At 30.6% G+C, this 18,525-nt stretch carries 18 protein-coding genes; 8 read left to right on the top strand and 10 right to left on the bottom strand.

The genetic code is table 11. The features are described from left to right. The first annotated feature begins 3 nt into the window (after positions 1–3). The 3 genes from HY951_10435 (at position 4) to HY951_10425 (ending at position 3,326) form a co-directional block, all read left to right on the top strand. Positions 4–1,299 carry a T9SS type A sorting domain-containing protein gene (locus HY951_10435; GenBank protein ID MBI5540465.1) on the top strand — a complete coding sequence of 432 codons (1,296 nt, stop codon included), beginning with the start codon at positions 4–6 and terminating at the stop codon, positions 1,297–1,299. A 148-nt stretch (positions 1,300–1,447) separates the two neighbouring features. Further along, positions 1,448–2,221: a radical SAM protein gene (locus HY951_10430; GenBank protein ID MBI5540464.1), complete on the top strand. Its 774-nt coding sequence runs from the start codon at positions 1,448–1,450 to the stop codon at positions 2,219–2,221. Position 2,222: 1 nt separating this feature from the next. Continuing rightward, on the top strand, positions 2,223–3,326 hold the full coding sequence (locus tag HY951_10425; protein ID MBI5540463.1) for a glycosyltransferase: 1,104 nt from the start codon (positions 2,223–2,225) through the stop codon (positions 3,324–3,326). 219 nt (positions 3,327–3,545) lie between these two features. Here HY951_10425 and HY951_10420 read toward each other — a convergent pair whose 3' ends face one another. Beyond that, the gene (locus tag HY951_10420; GenBank protein MBI5540462.1) at positions 3,546–4,790 is read right to left on the bottom strand and encodes a pyridoxal phosphate-dependent aminotransferase family protein; all 1,245 of its coding nucleotides are present in this window, start codon (positions 4,788–4,790) and stop codon (positions 3,546–3,548) included. A gap of 137 nt (positions 4,791–4,927) precedes the next feature. On the opposite strand from HY951_10420, the gene HY951_10415 reads away from it, so the two are divergent. From HY951_10415 to HY951_10395, 5 genes are all read left to right on the top strand, one after another. Next, positions 4,928–5,212, top strand: coding sequence for a hypothetical protein (locus HY951_10415; GenBank protein ID MBI5540461.1), 285 nt, complete (start codon positions 4,928–4,930; stop codon positions 5,210–5,212). Positions 5,213–5,321: 109 nt separating this feature from the next. Next, positions 5,322–6,032 (top strand): hypothetical protein, encoded by a 711-nt coding sequence (locus HY951_10410; GenBank protein MBI5540460.1) that lies wholly within the window; start codon positions 5,322–5,324, stop codon positions 6,030–6,032. A gap of 166 nt (positions 6,033–6,198) precedes the next feature. Further along, positions 6,199–7,194: a hypothetical protein gene (locus HY951_10405; GenBank protein MBI5540459.1), complete on the top strand. Its 996-nt coding sequence runs from the start codon at positions 6,199–6,201 to the stop codon at positions 7,192–7,194. Between the two features lie 175 nt (positions 7,195–7,369). Next, on the top strand, positions 7,370–8,017 hold the full coding sequence (locus tag HY951_10400) for an NAD-dependent epimerase/dehydratase family protein (protein MBI5540458.1): 648 nt from the start codon (positions 7,370–7,372) through the stop codon (positions 8,015–8,017). 450 nt (positions 8,018–8,467) lie between these two features. Beyond that, positions 8,468–9,070 (top strand): hypothetical protein, encoded by a 603-nt coding sequence (locus tag HY951_10395; GenBank protein ID MBI5540457.1) that lies wholly within the window; start codon positions 8,468–8,470, stop codon positions 9,068–9,070. Between the two features lie 22 nt (positions 9,071–9,092). Here HY951_10395 and HY951_10390 read toward each other — a convergent pair whose 3' ends face one another. Genes HY951_10390 through nuoF form a run of 9 tightly spaced genes read right to left on the bottom strand, consistent with a single transcriptional unit; the run spans position 9,093 to position 18,524 of the window. After that, positions 9,093–10,469 (bottom strand): NADH-quinone oxidoreductase subunit N, encoded by a 1,377-nt coding sequence (locus HY951_10390; GenBank protein ID MBI5540456.1) that lies wholly within the window; start codon positions 10,467–10,469, stop codon positions 9,093–9,095. A 1-nt stretch (position 10,470) separates the two neighbouring features. Continuing rightward, complete coding sequence (locus HY951_10385; GenBank protein MBI5540455.1) at positions 10,471–11,925, bottom strand: NuoM family protein; 1,455 nt, start codon at positions 11,923–11,925, stop codon at positions 10,471–10,473. Between the two features lies 1 nt (position 11,926). Continuing rightward, entirely contained in the window at positions 11,927–13,831 is a 1,905-nt protein-coding gene (gene nuoL / locus HY951_10380; protein MBI5540454.1) for an NADH-quinone oxidoreductase subunit L, read from the bottom strand. A 2-nt stretch (positions 13,832–13,833) separates the two neighbouring features. Then, positions 13,834–14,163 (bottom strand): NADH-quinone oxidoreductase subunit NuoK, encoded by a 330-nt coding sequence (nuoK, locus tag HY951_10375; GenBank protein ID MBI5540453.1) that lies wholly within the window; start codon positions 14,161–14,163, stop codon positions 13,834–13,836. Between the two features lie 4 nt (positions 14,164–14,167). Continuing rightward, a complete protein-coding gene (locus tag HY951_10370) occupies positions 14,168–14,662 on the bottom strand; it encodes an NADH-quinone oxidoreductase subunit J (GenBank protein ID MBI5540452.1) in 495 nt (164 codons plus the stop codon). 1 nt (position 14,663) lies between these two features. After that, entirely contained in the window at positions 14,664–15,239 is a 576-nt protein-coding gene (locus HY951_10365; GenBank protein ID MBI5540451.1) for an NADH-quinone oxidoreductase subunit I, read from the bottom strand. 12 nt (positions 15,240–15,251) lie between these two features. Next, positions 15,252–16,283: an NADH-quinone oxidoreductase subunit NuoH gene (gene nuoH, locus HY951_10360; protein ID MBI5540450.1), complete on the bottom strand. Its 1,032-nt coding sequence runs from the start codon at positions 16,281–16,283 to the stop codon at positions 15,252–15,254. Then, on the bottom strand, positions 16,283–17,221 hold the full coding sequence (locus HY951_10355) for a (2Fe-2S)-binding protein (protein ID MBI5540449.1): 939 nt from the start codon (positions 17,219–17,221) through the stop codon (positions 16,283–16,285). Before HY951_10355 ends, nuoH begins: the two co-directional genes overlap by 1 nt. Further along, on the bottom strand, positions 17,214–18,524 hold the full coding sequence (nuoF, locus tag HY951_10350) for an NADH-quinone oxidoreductase subunit NuoF (GenBank protein MBI5540448.1): 1,311 nt from the start codon (positions 18,522–18,524) through the stop codon (positions 17,214–17,216). Before nuoF ends, HY951_10355 begins: the two co-directional genes overlap by 8 nt. Between the last annotated feature and the right edge of the window lies 1 nt (position 18,525).

The raw sequence follows: 18,525 nt of genomic DNA, 5'->3' as shown, positions 1-18,525 counted from the left end.
ATTATGAAAAGAATACTATATCTTATTCAAATATTAGCACTTACAATTACAGGAGTTGCTCAGCAAAAATCACTTTGTGACGTTACTTATATTTATGAAGTTAACTCTGTTAACCAATTAATTGATTTTACAAATAAAGCATATGCCGGACCAAAAGTAATTAACTGGCAATGGGATTTTGGTGATGGCACTTCATCAAACCAGCCAAATCCAAGGCATGTGTACATGGAAAGAGGCTCATATGTTGCCTGTCTTACTATTATTACAGAAGATAATTGCGAAAATACTTTTTGCGATACTATAAAAGTTGGAAGTTCAGAATTAGACACTTCATCACTCTATTATTCAATTTCAGGTAATGTATTTGCGGGTTCAGTTTTATTGCCTTCTGGAATTGTTGTTTTATTAAAGGAAGTTAATAATCATTATACAGCAATAAGGTACTGTCAATTAAATAATGGACATTATGAATTTAACCAATTAAATTCTGGTGAATACACTACTTATTGCATTCCAAATTTTAATTTGGATATTAATTATTACCCATCTTATTTACCTACATATTTTGGAAATAATACTAAATGGCAGAATTCTGCCTCAATTGATCTGGTAAACAATTCACTTTACAATAAAAATATAAACCTAAGTTGTAATAACGAAATATTATATGGTCCTGATACTATATCAGGTTTTTTACATGTAGCCGATCCAAATACATTCGAATATAATATCTATTGCAATAACTGGTTTGGCAATAACAGCCCTGGATTAATTAATCTGGAATTAGCACCAAATATGTCTGTATTGTTATTAAACTCTAATAATGAGCCTATCAGATATGCAGTTTCAGATAGCCTTGGCTGTTTTCAATTTAAAAATTTACCGATAAGAATATACAAAATATCACCTGAGAAAGCCGGCTTAGTTACAATTCCAACTATTCTAAATATGCAGGCATCATCTGCTACTCATGCAAGCACATCATTATTTATTGGTTCCAGTAGTATTTACAGTAATATTCAGGATGAATTATTTACTGATTTCGAAAATAACATTAATATTTTCCCGAACCCAGCACATGAAAGTGTGATATTAAATATAACTACTGAAAAATTAACAACAATTTCTATTGAAGTAGGAAATTTATCAGGAAGCAATGTTTTACTAAGCGATAACTTTACCTGCCAGGGTAACGAAAATTTTATTCTGCCAATTAGCAGTTTTAGTCCGGGCGTATATTTTGTTAAAATAAAAGCCGAAGGTATGCCTGTTGTTGTCAAAAAAATTATCAAGCAATAATTATTGTTAAAGATTTAAACAGACTCTACTTTTCTTCTTTATACCATTACTCGTCATTAACTTACGCCTTAATATGTTTTTTCCATAACATTTTGTTTATCTTTTGATGTAATGTACATTTACATCAATAATATTTTAAATTATTAAAATGTCTTTATTATTTCATGATATAATTTTTGGTCCTATTAAAAGCAGAAGATTAGGATTTTCGCTTGGTATTAATTTGTTACCTGTTAATTCAAAAATTTGTAGTTTTAATTGTGTTTATTGCGAGTGTGGCTGGAATCCTGATGAATTACCATCAACAGGATTTAACAAAAGAGAAAATGTTTATGACGCACTCGAATCGCGACTAATAGAAATAAAAGAGAATAACGAATCACTTGATGTTTTAACCTTTGCAGGTAACGGAGAGCCAACTCTTCATCCACAATTTTCTGAAATTATTGACGATGTTATTTCACTTAGAAATAAATACTTTCCAAATAAAAAAATTGCTGTTTTAAGTAATGCAACTACTTTAGGAAATACAAAAATATTATCTGCATTAAAAAAAATTGATCTACCAATTTTAAAACTTGACTCAGCAATTGAAAAGACTTTCAGGTTAATAAATAACCCTCCTCTTTCTTTTAATTTTCAAAATTATATTGATAATCTTAACAACTTTAAAAACAATATTATTGTTCAAACAATGTTTTTAAAAGGTGAAATTAATGGGAATAATGTTGATAACACTTCTGACGAAGAATTAAATAAATGGATAGAAGTTGTAAAAAATCTTAATCCGGTAAATGTGATGATTTATTCAATCGACAGGGAGCCACCTGCAAAAAAATTAATAAAAATTCAATCTGAAGAATTAGAAATAATTGCTCAAAAAATAAGACTTAACAATATTCCTGTTCAAATGGCTTTTTAAATTGAACAAAAAATTAAACATATTAGTTTGTCCACTTGATTGGGGACTTGGTCATGCCACCAGAGATATTCCCATCATCCGCGAACTTATTAAAAGAGGGCACAATGTTATAGTAGCAGGAAGTAAAAGCACTATTGAATTATTTAAAAACGAATTCCCCAATATTGAACACGAACCTTTTTCCAGCTTAAAAATTACTTATCCCAAAAATGGTTCAATGGCATTTCATATTTTTAAACTTTTCCCAAAATTGTTGTTTTCTATAAAAAAGGAACATTGCCATTTAAAAAAAATCATTAAAAAGTATAATATTGATTTAGTAATTTCTGATAATCGTTTTGGTTTATGGAGTAAATCCACTTATTCAGTTTTTATTACTCATCAGGTAATGATTAAAATGCCAAAGAAGTTACAATTTGCAGAATATTTAATTTACAGAATTAATAGGTTTTTTATTTATAAATACAATCGTTGCTGGATTCCAGATAACGAAAACATGCCATATATTGCCGGCGACCTTTCGCATAAATATTCATTAAACGGAAAAACATCTTTTGTAGGATTACTTTCAAGATTTAACGACGAAAACAAATCAAACAAAAAAGATTTTATTGAAAAATTTGAAATAATGGCAATTATTAGCGGTCCCGAACCTCAACGCACAAATTTTGAAAAAATTCTTTTAAAACAAATGCAGCAGTTAAAATGCAAATGTTTAATTGTAAAAGGAAAACCAACAGAGGTACAAGAAAGACAAGAAATTAATAATGTTGTGGTTATTTCACATCTGAATACTACCCAAATGAGAGAAGCAATTAATAATTCTACATATATTATAAGCCGATCGGGCTACACAACTATTATGGATTTAATTGCATTAAAACGCTCAGCTATTTTAGTTCCCACACCCGGACAAACAGAACAGGAATATCTTGCCGAATATTATTCTGTACGAAAAATGTTTGTTGAAATAAAACAGGATGAATTTAATATTAACGATGCTATAGCAAAGCTTTCTGTATATTCTAATTTATATTTAAATCCCGAAGAAAATTTACTTACAAAAGAAATTGATAGAATTGAAATGCAGTTGATGAAAAAATAAAACCAACTCGTCATCCTGAGGCTCTCGAAGGATGACCTTACTTCATACTCAGCTCATCTGGATTTACTTAGCTCATCTGGATTTAGCTTCGCTAAAATAAGTTGTAATCCAGATGATTATAATTGAGGATTTTCAATCCCAATAACTAAAACGACAATAAGTAAGCATTAAAAAAAGGCCTCCTTTTCAGGAAGCCTTTCAAATATTTCAATTTTAGAATTATCTTACTTTAGCCAATGTTTCTTTTGAATATTTATTAGCAGCTAAATTTTCTTTTACAGCTTTAAAAGCTTTAATAGTATAATCTACATCTTCAAAAGTATGTGCTGCAGTTGGTATAACCCTTAACATAATAACATCCTTAGGAACAACAGGATATATTACTATAGAACAGAACACACCATAATTTTCTCTTAAATCAAAAGAAAGATTTGTTGCTTCAGGAATACCTCCATCAAGGAAAACAGGAGTTACACACGATTCTGTTTTACCAAGGTTAAGTCCTTCTGCTTTTAATCCTGATTGTAATCTTTTTACAACATTCCATAAATGTTCACGAATTTCAGGATGATTTTGCAAAAGCTCCAAACGTTTTAAAGCACCAATAACCATAGGCATTGGAAGAGATTTTGCATAAATCTGAGAACGCATATTATATCTTAGGTAATCAACAACCATTTCGGTTGAAGCAACAAAACCACCGATACCTGCCATGGATTTAGCAAAAGTTGAAAAATAAATATCTATGCCATCCTGAACACCAAAATGTTCACCTGTTCCAGCTCCTGTTGCACCCATAGTTCCAAAACCATGAGCATCATCAACCAAGAATCTAAAATCGTATTCTTTTTTAAGTTCAACTATTTCTTTTAATTTACCTAAATCGCCAGCCATTCCGAATACTCCTTCGGTTATTACCAAAATACCACCATTGGTTTTTTCAACTACTTTTTTTGCATGTTCTAATTGGTGACGTAATCTTTCGATATCGTTATGAGGGTAAACAAAACGTTTTCCGATATGTAATCTTAGCCCATCCATAATACAGGCATGTGCCTCGCTATCATAAACAATAACATCATTACGATTTACTAATGCATCAATAATTGATACCATTCCCTGATATCCAAAGTTTAATAAGTATGCATCTTCTTTACCTACAAACTGAGCAAGTTTTTGTTCTAATTCTTCATGAATTGAAGTATGACCTGACATCATTCTTGCTCCCATTGGGTATGCCATTCCCCACTTTTCAGCTGCATCTGCATCAGCTTTTCTAACTTCAGGATGATTAGCCAGACCCAAATAATTATTCAAACTCCATGTTAAAACTTCTTTTCCGCGAAATTTCATACGTGGAGCAATTTCACCTTCCAATTTTGGAAAAGCAAAATAGCCATGAGCAACGCTCTGGTATTGACCTAGTTGACCTTTCTGGTCTTTGATTTTATCAAAAATATCCATTGCTAAAAGGGTTTAGTTAATTTTTGTGCAAAGTTAAAGTTTTATTTTATACCATTTATAATTTAAAAAGCACTGTTAAAAAAATAATCATTTATTTAATAATGTAAATTTGCAGAATCTGAAATTTTACTAGTTAAATGAAGCTATTTAAATTAATACCAAACGATAACATAAAAATTGGTTTAAAAGTTATTGGACTAGGATTAATTGGACTTTTTTTGACTTATATAAGGACATATATTTCTCCATGGAGAATTAAATTATGGGCTCCGGGCATGTATATTTTTATTGGGTTAATAATTCTTGTTGGAATAGTTTTAATTCTCCTTGATGTTATTCCGAAAATTCATGAAAAGTATTTCCCTGCATCATTTAACAAATCGCAAACAAAACTACGCAGAAGAAGAACAAAAGTTAAATAACAGCTTTATTTTTTTGTTTTATAATTTGTTAATGCATATTTTTGATATTAAATGATTGCAAATTATTAATGTAAGAGTAGCGATGTGTTAGCACCAATTATTAAAACAAATGCCTAAGAATATTATTTTAATATTATTTCTATTTATTTCTATATCATTGGTTGGACAAGAGACACCAACTAAAAAGAATAAAATTAGTAATAGGAAACAAAATAGAATATTAAGCAAAGAACAAATAAATAAATTAAAAGACGGTGCATTATTTATTAGATTACAAACAAAAAGAAATTCTATTGAAGCTTTAAAAGAAGTAGGCAAGAATGAAAAAGCAATTAAACTCGAAAAAAAACAAAGCGAATATAATTTAGGTATTCTAAATGCTTTTAAGACAAATTTTAATTTTTGTTCTGTATATTATTTTTTAAGTGATAATTCAATTAATATTAAAGATGGTCTTTTTGACAAAGTAGTGTTTCTTAATGATAGTTTACGTGCAGACACGACTATTAAATTTGATAATAAGTATTTTCTTATTGCAGAGTTTGGAGCAATAGAAAAAGACACTATTCAGCGTTTTTCACATTACTCGTATGAACCTAATGGTAATTGGAGTGTTAAAAAAGTTAGCCATTATTATGGCGGAACAGAAATGGATTTTGGTGCATTAGTAATTAAAAGTGAAAAGTTCATACAATTAAAACGTCCTTTTCCATATTATGTTAGGACTTTTGACACACTTCCAATAGAAAGAAACTTAAATATAACAGTTCGAAAAATAAACAAAAAATTGAAAAGATTCTATAAACGGCATCATAAATAACAGGTGCTAACACCACCTATGAAAACAACTAGCAATGTGCGAAATTTTGCAATTTTAACATTAAATAAAATTCTTAGCGGACACCGACTGCAAACAATTGCTAGTAGTTACGTAGTTTCAAACGTTATGCAAAACTATTAAAAATAATTTGGAATAAACTGATATTATGAGAATTATAGTTCATTTTTTATTAATCTCTTTTTTGTTTATTTGTTGTAATACTAATGACAATAAAGTTAGAACTTTTAATAATCATGATTCTACAACAATAAGTTACCAGAACATTGTTACAAATTCTAAATGCGACTCCACATTTATAAAAGATCTCAAAAACTATTTCTTTAAAGAAACTGGATTTAAACTTCAAGGTAGTTTTTATACAGATTCAGCTAAAATTGAAGATTCACTTTATATATTGGGTGTATCATTACCAAATAAAGTTGAGAAGCCGTCCTATAAACAGAAAATTAGTAGTTTAATGTCATTTTTAATGAAGAGTTATAAAATCAAAAAAGAGGACAAATACATTACTTATGATTTTTACAGCGACAATGTTCTTAAAAGAATAAAAGAAAAATATAAAGAATATAAGAAAAAAGGTTACCATGTTCTTATTCTAAATGGTAATTTAAACTCAATGACATTATTAAATAATGATTTACCATCAACAAAGGAAGGGTTAAGTATTATTGTATTTCATGAACTTATGCATAATTATATTGATCAAAAAAAATATAATATAGATATTAAATATAACGAAGCTATTTGTTCTGTAGTTGGTAACTATCTTGCATTAAAATATTCTATTGATACTAAAAATACGGATTCCACTTTTATTAAGAAACACATATTAATAACTGAAAATATTTATAAATGTATTAATGATTATACGTTTAAGATTAATTATAATATTGATAATGTTAATAAACTCAACAATGAATGCCAAAATGAAATTAATTCAATTTTAGATAATTCAGACTCACTGCAAAAAGTGTTGTTTGGTGGGAAAGTTAATAATGCTTATTTATTAATGTATGGCGAGTATAGTAATAAATATTTTATTATAAAAAATTGTTATTTAAAATCTTGCAACACTAAAGAATCTTTAACAGTTCTATTTAATTTTCAGTTAAACAACCGCTATTACACTTCCTTTCTTTAATCAATAACTTTGTTTAACACCACCTTCAATAACAACAAGCCGTTATGATTAACTTAACTCGAATAACAATATTCATACATTTCAGCGGCTTGACAATCCGCCGCGGCGGACTGCAAGAAATCACATTGTATTGGGTATCTTAAACATTAGTAAATAATTTTAGAACAAAAATAAAATGATAGTAGCAATAGCAGGAGCAACAGGTTTAACAGGAAGTTTTTGTTTACAGGAATTATTGCAAAACGAAAATATTTCAAGTGTAATTGCAATTGGTAGAAAACAAACAGGTATAAAACATGACAAACTTAAAGAAGTTTTATTAGATAATAACAAATTGTCAGATATAATTAAAGCTGATGCTTTTATTTGTTGTTTAGGCACTACAATTAAAAAAGCAAGAACCAAAGAAGCTTTTAAAAGCATCGACCTTGAATTGCCTGTTTATTTAGCAGATAAATTAATTAATAATGGATGTAATACAGTTGCAGTAATATCTTCAATGGGTGCAAATCCTAATTCATCTATTTTTTATAACAAAGTAAAGGGACAAATGGAAGAAGCTATGAAAAACATAAATATTAAAAGTTTTTCAATACTTCGTCCATCAATTATTTCAGGACCACGAAAAGAAAAAAGATTTGGAGAAAAAATGGGTTTAATCTTTATTACGATCTTTAACCCATTGCTATTTGGATCATTAAAACATTACAAATCTATAAAGGCCAAAGACATTGCAAAAGCATTAGTACATTGTGTTATAAATCAAAAAACAGGAACAACAATATATCTTTCTGGAGAGATTAAAGAATTAGCATTATTCTAAATAATTACTTGTTTTTATAGTTTCTTTAATCTAATTAAGATTATAAGTTTTTTTATAGTTTTAATCGAAGCGGTGCGGTAGGGTGTCCACAAAGTGTGCGAACTACAATTTTTGGGCTAATTATACACGGTGTTACAATAAATTATTTTCATCTATTAATTTATTATTATGAACTAATTATAAAAATTGGAGTTAGTCTTTGTGGAGGGTTTTTTGTTTCTTTTTTGTTGGTGAAAAAAGAAAAATAAAATTGAAATTAAAAAAAGATCTTTAAGGAGCAATTAAATTAATACTTCATCTGCTGTTCTGTTACGGCGAAGGATGCTCAGCATAACAATGTAGATGTTTGCACTATATTTAAAATGTATTCATTGCTCTTATATCGAACTCAATTAAATAACAAATTCTATTTCTATTAAACAATAAATATTATTTCTTACAGTTTTACTCATGAATAACTTAAAAGTATTTATTCTGAGAAAGGTATTAATAATATTAATTGTAATTATTCCTGTTTTAACAAACGCTCATTGCGGACCAAATTTTAAAACATTTTCATTATTAGCAGGTGGCTATTATAGCAGCCAAACGGGATATCTTAATACTTTTAGCTTCAATTTTGAAAGAGGAAATTCAAATAAACTTTTTCTTCCATATTATTCAATTGGCATAAATAAAAGTTTTATTAAAAACTATAACGAATATGGATTAAAATTTAGAATGAACCTAATAAGTATTTATAGCAAATTACTATTTAAAAAAATTGGTAAACACAGAATTATTCCATATTTGATAGTTCAAAACAGCTTAAAACAAGTAGAAAATGAAACTATAAATAAAAACAACTATAATGTTAAAATTGGTTACGGTATAACAACTAACAATTATTCAATGGGACGCATCAGAACTGTAGCATCTATTGAAGTTGGATATATAATACCCAATAAAACATGTAATCAAAAAAGTGAATTTTTTGCTGAAATTAAAGTAGGTATTGGTATAAATACAAGAAAAGTTTATAGACGTACAAATAATCAAAAACAAACCCTTTAATTTATTACAATAATACCAAATGCTATATCAACGAAACAATCAAATTCGGCAATATCCCTGCTATCAGAATTAATATTGCAGCTACAAGTAAAGATGTTACATAAAGTGGGCTAGTAACAATTTTCTCAGTCTCGCTGGTTTTTGCAAACATGGCAATAATTAATTTTAAATAATATGCAACTCCAACAAGAGCTGCAATAATTCCAACTATTACCATCCACAACAATTCTCCCTGAATAGCCGAAACAAAAATATAATATTTCGCAAAAAATCCTGAAGTTACTGGAATCCCTGCCATAGAGAGCATTGATATTGTCATAACAATTGCCAGTATAGGATTCTTTTTTGCCAACCCATTAAACGCCTCAATAGAACCATCAGCGCTCATGTGATTTTTTACAACCATTAAGACTCCAAATGCCGCTATTGTTGATAAAGCATAAGCAAAAGAGTAGTACAATAAAGAACTTGCCGAAAAAGTGTTAAAAGACAAAACTGCAAATAACATAAATCCCGTATGCGAAATACTGGAATAAGCCAACATTCTTTTTACATCTTTTTGCTTAATAGCTCCTACATTTCCAACAATTAAAGACAATACTGACAAACCTAAGATAAGGTGATGCCATGTGTCTGGAATTAAAATAAAACAAGAAGATAACAATTTATAGAATGCTGCAAATCCTGCAATTTTAACAACCGTCGCCATAAATGCCGTTATCAACGTAGGCGAACCCTCATAAACATCAGGAGCCCAGAAATGAAATGGAACTGCTGCTATTTTAAATCCAAAACTTATTACAAGTAATACAATTCCTACTTTCAAAATTGAAGGTATTTCCTTTGTTATTGTAAAATAATTAGAAATATCACCTACATGAAATGAGCCTACCATTCCGTAAACTAATGTAATTCCCAATAAGAAAATTGCAGTAGCAAGAGAACTGAAAATAAAATATTTAAATGATGCCTCATTGGAGCGAATTGAGAATTTCTTACTTCCTGCAAGTATGTATAATGGAATCGACATTGTTTCTATCCCAATAAAAAGCATAGTTAAATTATCGAATGATGTTACCATACATGCACCTGCAAGCGAGAATATTAGCAAAGCATATATTTCAGGAACATTTTTTTCTATACCTTTAAAATAATGAGGAGCAAGAAGAAAAATAAGTAATGTGGTAAATATCATTAATGAATTAAAGGCAACAGCATAATTATTAACAATTAGCATATTACTAAAACTGCTTTCTACAGAATTCCACGAAAAAACAGAAAATGCTAGTGCAGTAATTAATCCGGTAATAGCCACAGAAATATATATCCAGCGGTTTTTTAGAAACCCCAGATAAAGTAGTAGAACACCTGTAATTGCTATGGTTATTAATGAAAACATTTTAATTAATAATATTTATTTGTTTTACAATTTCTAATATTGTGGATTGTGTTAAATCAATTAATGGTTGTGGATGAACTCCAAAAAATAATATTAAAATACAAATAGGAATAAGTACAAACCACTCATGCTTTTTAATGTCAATAAAGCTATCTGTTAATTTATTAGATTCACCAAGCATAATTCTTTGATAAGTAAAAAGCATATATACTGCTCCCATTATCATTCCTAAACCACCAACAACAGTATACCAAACATTTATATCGTAAATTCCTAACAACAATAAAAATTCTCCTACAAAACCATTTGTAAGTGGCAAAGCAATGCTTCCTAATACAATTACAAAAAACAGAATTGTAAAATTACCGGCTATTTTTCTTATACCGCCAAGGTCTGCGATTTGTCTGGTTTGTAATCTTTCTTCAATAATATCTGATATATAAAATAATCCTACCACATAGATTCCATGAGCAAACATTTGCACCATAACACCTTGTAGAGAATTAAATGTTCCCGCAAATATTCCTGCACCTATCAATCCAACATGTGCAATTGAAGAATATGCAATCATTCGCTTTAAGTCCTTTTGTCTGAATGCAAGGAATGAAGCATAAACGACACCGATTACTGAAAGTATAATAATTGGATTTTGCCATTTTACAAGTGCTAACGGAACAATTGGCAATAACCATTTTATTGCTCCAAAAATACCCATTTTTAACATTATACCAGAAAGCAACATCGAGCCTTGTGTAGGTGCAGTTGTGTATGTATCAGGTTGCCAAGTATGAAAAGGGAACAATGGCATTTTAATTGCAAAAGCCAAAAACATAAATAAAAATATCCAGTTCTGGTCATATGCAGAAATTGTAAGTTTATGAAACTCTTTTATTTCAAATGAGGTATTTGAAGTTAGATAGAACAAATAAATAAATGCAACTAACATAAACAAACTACCAACAAGAGTATAAATAAAGAATTTTAATGTTATAGATTGCCTACGCTCACCTCCCCACAATAGAACAATAAAATATATTGGGATAAGGGCCAACTCCCAAAAAATGTAAAATAATATAGCATTCTGCGAAACAAAAACTCCAATTAATGAAGCCTGCATAAGCAAAATTAAAGAATAAAAGATATTTGCTCTTTCCTGATTCTTACCAAAACCCGAAAGAATTATTAAGGGAAATAAAATATTTGTTAGTAATACCATTAGCAGCCCAACACCATCCAAAGCAATGTGAAAATTAATTCCAAGAGAAGGAATCCATGGAATATTTTCTTTAAAGTTACAAGGACAAACTCTTTCAAATATATAATATGTGTACGCTGTTAATACAAGCTGACCTATCGAAATCAACAGTGCAAGAGGTCGAACAATCTTTTGGTTCTTAAAGAAAAGAACTGCAAGACTTCCAAGCAACGGAATTAATATGAGTATTAAAGTATACATTCTATTTTAACCATATTATACATGCAATCATTGATATCATAGCAATTATCATTACAAACATGTAAAAACCAATATTCCCGTTTTGTAATAAACGCGCTTTATTTCCTACAAAAACAACTATCGATCCTATTCCATTTACAATTGAATCGATTATATTAGTTTCAATAAATGATGTGAATTTTTCTGAGAACCAATGATAAGGCTTAATTATAAAGAAATTATAAATTTCATCGAAATAAAATTTATTATAAATAAATTTCGAAATTATTCCTCTTTTTGTAGAATCTGAAACTGGCAACACAGATTTTTTTACAAAAACATACCAGGAAACTAGAATTGTAACAATAATCAAAAGAAGCACTCCTAAAGCAAGTAATATTTCAGTCAAATGGTTTTTAGTTTCAAATCCAAAATCATTAAATAAAGTTATTGAAGGCTTTAAGAAAGTTGCAAAATTTTCAGTTCCTCCAAACATAGCTGGAATATTTAAAAACCCACCTGCAAACGCTAAAACAGCCAAAACAATAAGCGGAATGGTCATTATTTTAGGTGATTCATGAATCTTCCCAAAAGTTTTAGAATCCCCCCTATATGAGCCATAGAAAACCAAAAATAATAATCGAAACATATAAAAACTTGTCAGTATTGAAGTAATAACAATTAATCCCCATACTAATGGATTTGAATGAAATGCTTCTGCTAAAATTTCATCTTTTGAAAAGAATCCTGAAAATGGCGGAATTCCTGAAATTGCAAGTACTGCAATAAAAAATGTGATAAATGTTATAGGCATACTTTTTCTAATACCTCCCATTAAACGAATGTCCTGTTGTCCTTGCAATGAGTGAATAATACTGCCTGCTCCGAGGAATAATAATGCTTTAAAAAATGCATGTGTTGTTACATGAAACAATGAAGTAGAAAAAGCACCAAGTCCAAGCGCAATAAACATTAAACCCAACTGACTAACAGTTGAATAAGCCAATACTTTTTTAATGTCGTTTTGTAATAATGCAATTATTGCAGCAACTAAAGCAGTAGTAACTCCAACAACAAGTATAACGTCCATAGTAATTGGTGCCAGAATAAATAATGAACTACTACGAACAACAAGATAAATACCAGCAGCTACCATAGTTGCTGCATGTATTAATGCTGACACAGGAGTTGGTCCGGCCATTGCATCAGGTAGCCATGTAAATAATGGAATTTGTGCACTTTTACCAATTGCACCAACAAATAACATTAAAGTTATAAAAGTGATTATAGTTTCTCCACTTAAAAAATGTGAACTCTGGGAAAATACTGTATTAAAATCTAATGAATTAAATGTTGTGAAGATTGCAATTAAACCTATAATAAAACCTAAATCACCAATACGATTCATTATAAAAGCCTTACGGGCAGCATTGTTAAAAGCATTTTTTCTATACCAGAAACCAATTAATAGGTAAGAACACAAACCAACACCTTCCCAACCAACAAACATTAATAAATAGTTGGAACTCATAACAAGTAACAACATCGAGAATACAAAAAGATTGAGTTGTGAGAAATATGTATTTACTCTTTCGTCATGATGCATATAACCAATAGAGAATAGATGAATCAAGAACCCAACCCCTGTTATTATCATCATCATTGTTACCGAAAGTGGATCAATTAAAAATCCAAATGAGATTGAAAGTTTGCCGCTACTTATCCAATTAAATAGTTCAACAGAAACAGATGAATTTGTAATTTGTTTTAATTGAAAAAATAATATTGCAGAATAAACAAATGATGCCAGAACCATAAGACTGGCAATAATACCAGAAGTTTTTCCTGTAAGCTTTTTACTGAAAATGCCGGTAACGACAAATCCTAACAAAGGGAACAATAATATGAGCCAGGAATTCTGAAACATGCTCAGTCTTTTAATTTATTTAATAAGTTTATATCTATTGAATCAACGTTTCTTTTCATCATAACCAATATGGATAATCCCACTGCCACTTCTGCGGCTGCAACCACCATAATAAAGAACACAAATACTTGTCCCGAAGAATCAGATCTGTATGCTGAAAATGCAGTTAACAAAAGATTCACAGAATTAAGCATCATCTCAATACACATTAGAATTACAATTGTATTTCTTCTGAAAAGAACACCAATTACTCCTATAGAGAACAATGCCAGACAAAGGAACAGATAATGTTCGAGGGGTATAATTCTTATCGCTGATGTTATATTTTCCATTATCTTATTTTTTATCTTTCTTTCCAAGCATTACTGCGCCTATCATTGCTGATAAGAACAGAACAGATGATGCTTCAAAAGGAATCATATAATCAGTATAAAGTACTTTGCCAAGATTTGCAACCAATCCAATATTTGCATCAAATTCATTTGCAACTATCATTTCATTTACACCTTTGGCAGCTGCAATCAACACAAGAAATAACATTCCACCCGAAATTACTGCCATAAATTTAGTAAGTACAGATTTATGCGGTTCATTGGTTTTATTAAGATTCAAAAGCATAATTACAAAAAGGAACACAACCATAATAGCACCAGTGTATACAATAATATGAACCACTGCAAGAAACTGAGCATTTAAAAGTATATAATGACCGGCAATTGCAAGAAAGCAAACAATAAGATAAATCACACTATTAATGGGACTCTTTGACAAGACCACCATCAGTGCACTTAATAAAGCAATTCCAGATAATAGGTAAAATAGAAATGCCATCTTATTTGTTATGTGTTAATTTTTTATTCTTTTTAAATTCTAATACTTCTGGTGTCTGACGTTTTGAAACATCAATACGTTTATCCTTTTCTAATGGTTCAACTAAAAGATCTTTGCCATAAATAAAAGTTTTTCTTTTGTATTCGCTTTCAACTAATCTGTCGGTTAAGAAAATTGCCTCTTTAGGACAGGCTTCCTCACAGTCGCCACAGAAAATACAACGCAACATATTTATTTCATAAATAGTTGCATATTTTTCTTCACGATACAAATGTTCTTCGCCTGGTTTTCTTTCAGCAGCAACCATTGTAATCGCTTCTGCAGGGCACGACAAAGCACATAATCCGCATGCCGTACAACGCTCACGACCTTCATCATCTCTTTTTAAAACATGCATTCCACGATAAACATCAGATCTCTTTCTAGTTTGTTCCGGTACATTAATAGTTACTTTTTTTCTGAAAAAATGCTTTATTGTTATAAACATTCCTCCAATAATTGCAGGCAAATATATGCTCTCCCAAAAAGATAACTTTTTGTTAGAAACAACTTTTGATCTGCCTGTTAACTTTTCCATATACAATGTTACCTACAAATATTCGTTTAATAAAATTATTAATGCTGTAATAAACATATTTATTATTCCCAATGGTAATAACCTTTTCCAGCCTAAATTCATTAATTGATCAAAACGGAAACGTGGTAATGTCCACCTTACCCACATGAATAAAAATATAAAAAAGAATATTTTTAAAAAGAAAAATGCACTTCCAATTAATGTCATAACATTTGGTGATAAATCAAGATGATGTATAAATGGCATATGATATCCGCCAAAATATAATGTTGATATAACAGCAGCTGAAATAAACATATTTATATATTCTGCAAAAAGATAAAAACCAAGTTTCATACTGCTATATTCAGTATGATAACCACCTATTAACTCCGTTTCACATTCTGGTAAATCAAAAGGAGAACGGTTACACTCTGCAAATGCACAAATTAAAAAAATTATAAAACCCAAAGGATGATAAAATATATTCCAGTGCCAGCCTTGTTGTTGATCTACTATTTCGCTTAGACTTAGTGTACCAGTTGTTAAGACTAGGGTAATAATGGATAATCCCATTGCTAATTCGTAACTTATCATCTGCGAAGCTGCACGAATAGCACCAAGTAGAGAATATTTATTATTTGATGCCCAGCCACCAATCATTATACCATAGACACCAATGGAAACCATTGCAAAAATGTAAAGTATTCCAATATTTAAATCGGTAATCTGCAGCGAATATATTTTATTGTTAATTGTTAAATTCCCACCCCATGGAATTATTGCTCCTGTTAAACATGCAGTAGTCATTGCAATACTTGGACCCATAATAAAGAGAACACGATTAGCGGTCATCGGAATAATTTCCTCTTTCATAAACATTTTTAAGCCATCTGCAAGAGGTTGTAATAATCCCATTGGTCCTGCCCTGTTTGGTCCTCGCCTGTCCTGAATAAATGCAGCAACTTTCCTTTCTGCCCATGTTGCATACATTGCTACAAGTAACGTAATAACAAATATTACGAATAGCAGTATGGTCTTGAACAAAATGGTAGCAAATTCCATTATTTTTTCTTTTCGGGTTTGTTTTTATTCATATAATGATTCTGTGAAATCACCGATTCACGGCTTATTTTCCGCGGACCTTCAATTACCCAATCTTTTAAATCTTTCTTTTCAAATCTACATTCGTTACATATAAATTCTTCAACTTCTCCGTATTTATCTTTTCTTCCAGTAACTCTTAAAATATCATTTCCGGCCATCCATACTGTTACTTTTCCGCCACAATGTGTACAATTTCTGTGAGCATCGCAAGCTTTAGCAAACCATACACGACTTTTAAAACGGAAAGTTTTATCTGTTAATGCACCAACGGGACACGCATCAATCATATTACCGGAAAATTCATTATCAACAGAATTTTTAATATAGGTGCTGATTTCTGCAACATCGCCACGGTTCATAATGCCATGAACCCTTTTCTCAGTTAACTGATCAGCAACAAACACACAACGATAACAAAGAATACAGCGAGTCATGTGTAATTGAATCTTATCGCCAATATCTATTTTTTCAAATGTTCTTCTTTCTTCTTCGTATCTGGTTTCAGATAATCCATGCTCATAAGAAAGATTCTGCAAATCGCACTCACCAGCCTGATCGCATACTGGACAATCCAACGGATGGTTTATTAGTAAAAATTCAACAATGGCTTTTCTTGCTTCAAGCACTTCAGGTGAGGTAATATTTTGAACTACCATTCCATCCATCACTGCAGTTGAACATGAAGGTACTAATTTCGGCATTGGGCGAGGGTCTTTTTCTGAGCCCTTTGTTACTTTAACAAGACAGGTTCTGCATTTTCCACCAGTTCCTTTTAATTTTGAATAATAGCACATTGCTGGTGGAACAATTTTTCCTCCAATCTTACGTGCGGCATTCAAAATAGTGGTGCCGGGTTCAACTTCAACTTCAATATTATCTATAGTTACTTTAACCATTGTTAAAAGTACATTTTTTATTTATTACATGTGCTTCAAATTCTTTACGAAAATGCAAAATACTTGATCTTACCGGCCATGCTGCAGCTTCACCCAAAGGACAAATTGTATTACCTTCAACATGTTTTGCAATATCAACCAACAAATCAATATCATGCATATTTCCTTGTCCATGCTCAATTCTGTGCAATATTTTCTCCATCCATCCTGTTCCTTCACGGCATGGACTGCATTGTCCACACGATTCGTGATGATAAAATCTTGAATAATTTAAAAGGCTTTTAACCATGCACGTTGTTTCATCCATAACAATAAATCCACCCGAACCCATCATTGTTCCTGTTTCAAAACCTCCATCTGCAAGTGATTCATAAGAAAGTAAGCGAGGCTCACCTTTAGCAGTTTTTAAAATTAGTTCAGTTGGAAGAATAGGAACCGAACTTCCTCCCGCAATTACAGCTTTTAACTTTTTCCCGTTTTTAATTCCACCTAAATATTTTTCAGAATAAATAAATTCTTCAACAGGTAAACCCATTTCAATTTCATAAACTCCAGGTTTATTTATATGTCCACATGCTGAAATCAATTTTGTTCCAGTGCTTTTTCCAATACCCACATTTGCATATTCACAACCTCCATTATTTATTATCCATGGAACAGCAGCAATTGTTTCCACGTTGTTAACACAGGTTGGATTTTGGTATAAACCTTTAATTGCAGGGAATGGTGGTTTCATGCGTGGATTTCCACGTTTGCCTTCCAGAGCTTCAATCAATGCGGTTTCTTCGCCGCAAATATAAGCTCCACCACCAGGGTGGCAATATAAATCAAGAGAAAAATCTGTTCCTAAAATATTTTTACCTAAATACCCTTTTGCATATGCTTCTTCTATAGCCTGATCAAGAATTTTCATCAGGTAAAACCATTCACCTCTAAGGAAAATATAAGCAGTATTTGCACCTAAAGCAAAACTCGAAAGTATCATTCCTTCAATAAGTAAGTGTGGGTTTTTAAGAATCAAATAATGATCTTTAAATGTTCCCGGCTCACCCTCGTCAGCATTGCATAACAAATAACGTGGATTGTTTGTGCTTTTATCAATAAAACTCCATTTCAATCCTGTAGGGAATCCCGCACCACCACGACCACGTAATCCTGATTTTTTAACCTCATCTACTACATTCTCTGGCGACATGGTTTTGAGCGCTTTTTCAACCGCCGCATAACCACCCTGTTTCCTGAAAGTTTCAAACTTTCCGAAATCAGGAGTTTCTATATTCGCCAAAAGAATTTTCTTTTCCAAT

Source organism: Bacteroidia bacterium, assembly GCA_016218155.1.
Lineage (GTDB): Bacteria > Bacteroidota > Bacteroidia > Bacteroidales > GWA2-32-17 > GWA2-32-17.
Note: the sequence above shows the minus strand (reverse complement) of the source record. Positions and strands in the feature narration are given on the sequence as shown.

What these genes read in the sequence shown, in the direction of transcription:
- HY951_10435 (MBI5540465.1), top strand. Translation starts at nt 4, where the DNA reads ATGAAAAGAATACTATATCTTATTCAAATATTAGCACTTACAATTACA.
- HY951_10430 (MBI5540464.1), top strand. Translation starts at nt 1,448, where the DNA reads ATGTCTTTATTATTTCATGATATAATTTTTGGTCCTATTAAAAGCAGA.
- HY951_10420 (MBI5540462.1), bottom strand. Translation starts at nt 4,790, where the DNA reads ATGGATATTTTTGATAAAATCAAAGACCAGAAAGGTCAACTAGGTCAA.
- HY951_10415 (MBI5540461.1), top strand. Translation starts at nt 4,928, where the DNA reads ATGAAGCTATTTAAATTAATACCAAACGATAACATAAAAATTGGTTTA.
- HY951_10410 (MBI5540460.1), top strand. Translation starts at nt 5,322, where the DNA reads ATGCCTAAGAATATTATTTTAATATTATTTCTATTTATTTCTATATCA.
- HY951_10405 (MBI5540459.1), top strand. Translation starts at nt 6,199, where the DNA reads ATGAGAATTATAGTTCATTTTTTATTAATCTCTTTTTTGTTTATTTGT.
- HY951_10400 (MBI5540458.1), top strand. Translation starts at nt 7,370, where the DNA reads ATGATAGTAGCAATAGCAGGAGCAACAGGTTTAACAGGAAGTTTTTGT.
- HY951_10395 (MBI5540457.1), top strand. Translation starts at nt 8,468, where the DNA reads ATGAATAACTTAAAAGTATTTATTCTGAGAAAGGTATTAATAATATTA.
- HY951_10390 (MBI5540456.1), bottom strand. Translation starts at nt 10,469, where the DNA reads ATGTTTTCATTAATAACCATAGCAATTACAGGTGTTCTACTACTTTAT.
- HY951_10385 (MBI5540455.1), bottom strand. Translation starts at nt 11,925, where the DNA reads ATGTATACTTTAATACTCATATTAATTCCGTTGCTTGGAAGTCTTGCA.
- nuoL (MBI5540454.1), bottom strand. Translation starts at nt 13,831, where the DNA reads ATGTTTCAGAATTCCTGGCTCATATTATTGTTCCCTTTGTTAGGATTT.
- nuoK (MBI5540453.1), bottom strand. Translation starts at nt 14,163, where the DNA reads ATGGAAAATATAACATCAGCGATAAGAATTATACCCCTCGAACATTAT.
- HY951_10370 (MBI5540452.1), bottom strand. Translation starts at nt 14,662, where the DNA reads ATGGCATTTCTATTTTACCTATTATCTGGAATTGCTTTATTAAGTGCA.
- HY951_10365 (MBI5540451.1), bottom strand. Translation starts at nt 15,239, where the DNA reads ATGGAAAAGTTAACAGGCAGATCAAAAGTTGTTTCTAACAAAAAGTTA.
- nuoH (MBI5540450.1), bottom strand. Translation starts at nt 16,283, where the DNA reads ATGGAATTTGCTACCATTTTGTTCAAGACCATACTGCTATTCGTAATA.
- HY951_10355 (MBI5540449.1), bottom strand. Translation starts at nt 17,221, where the DNA reads ATGGTTAAAGTAACTATAGATAATATTGAAGTTGAAGTTGAACCCGGC.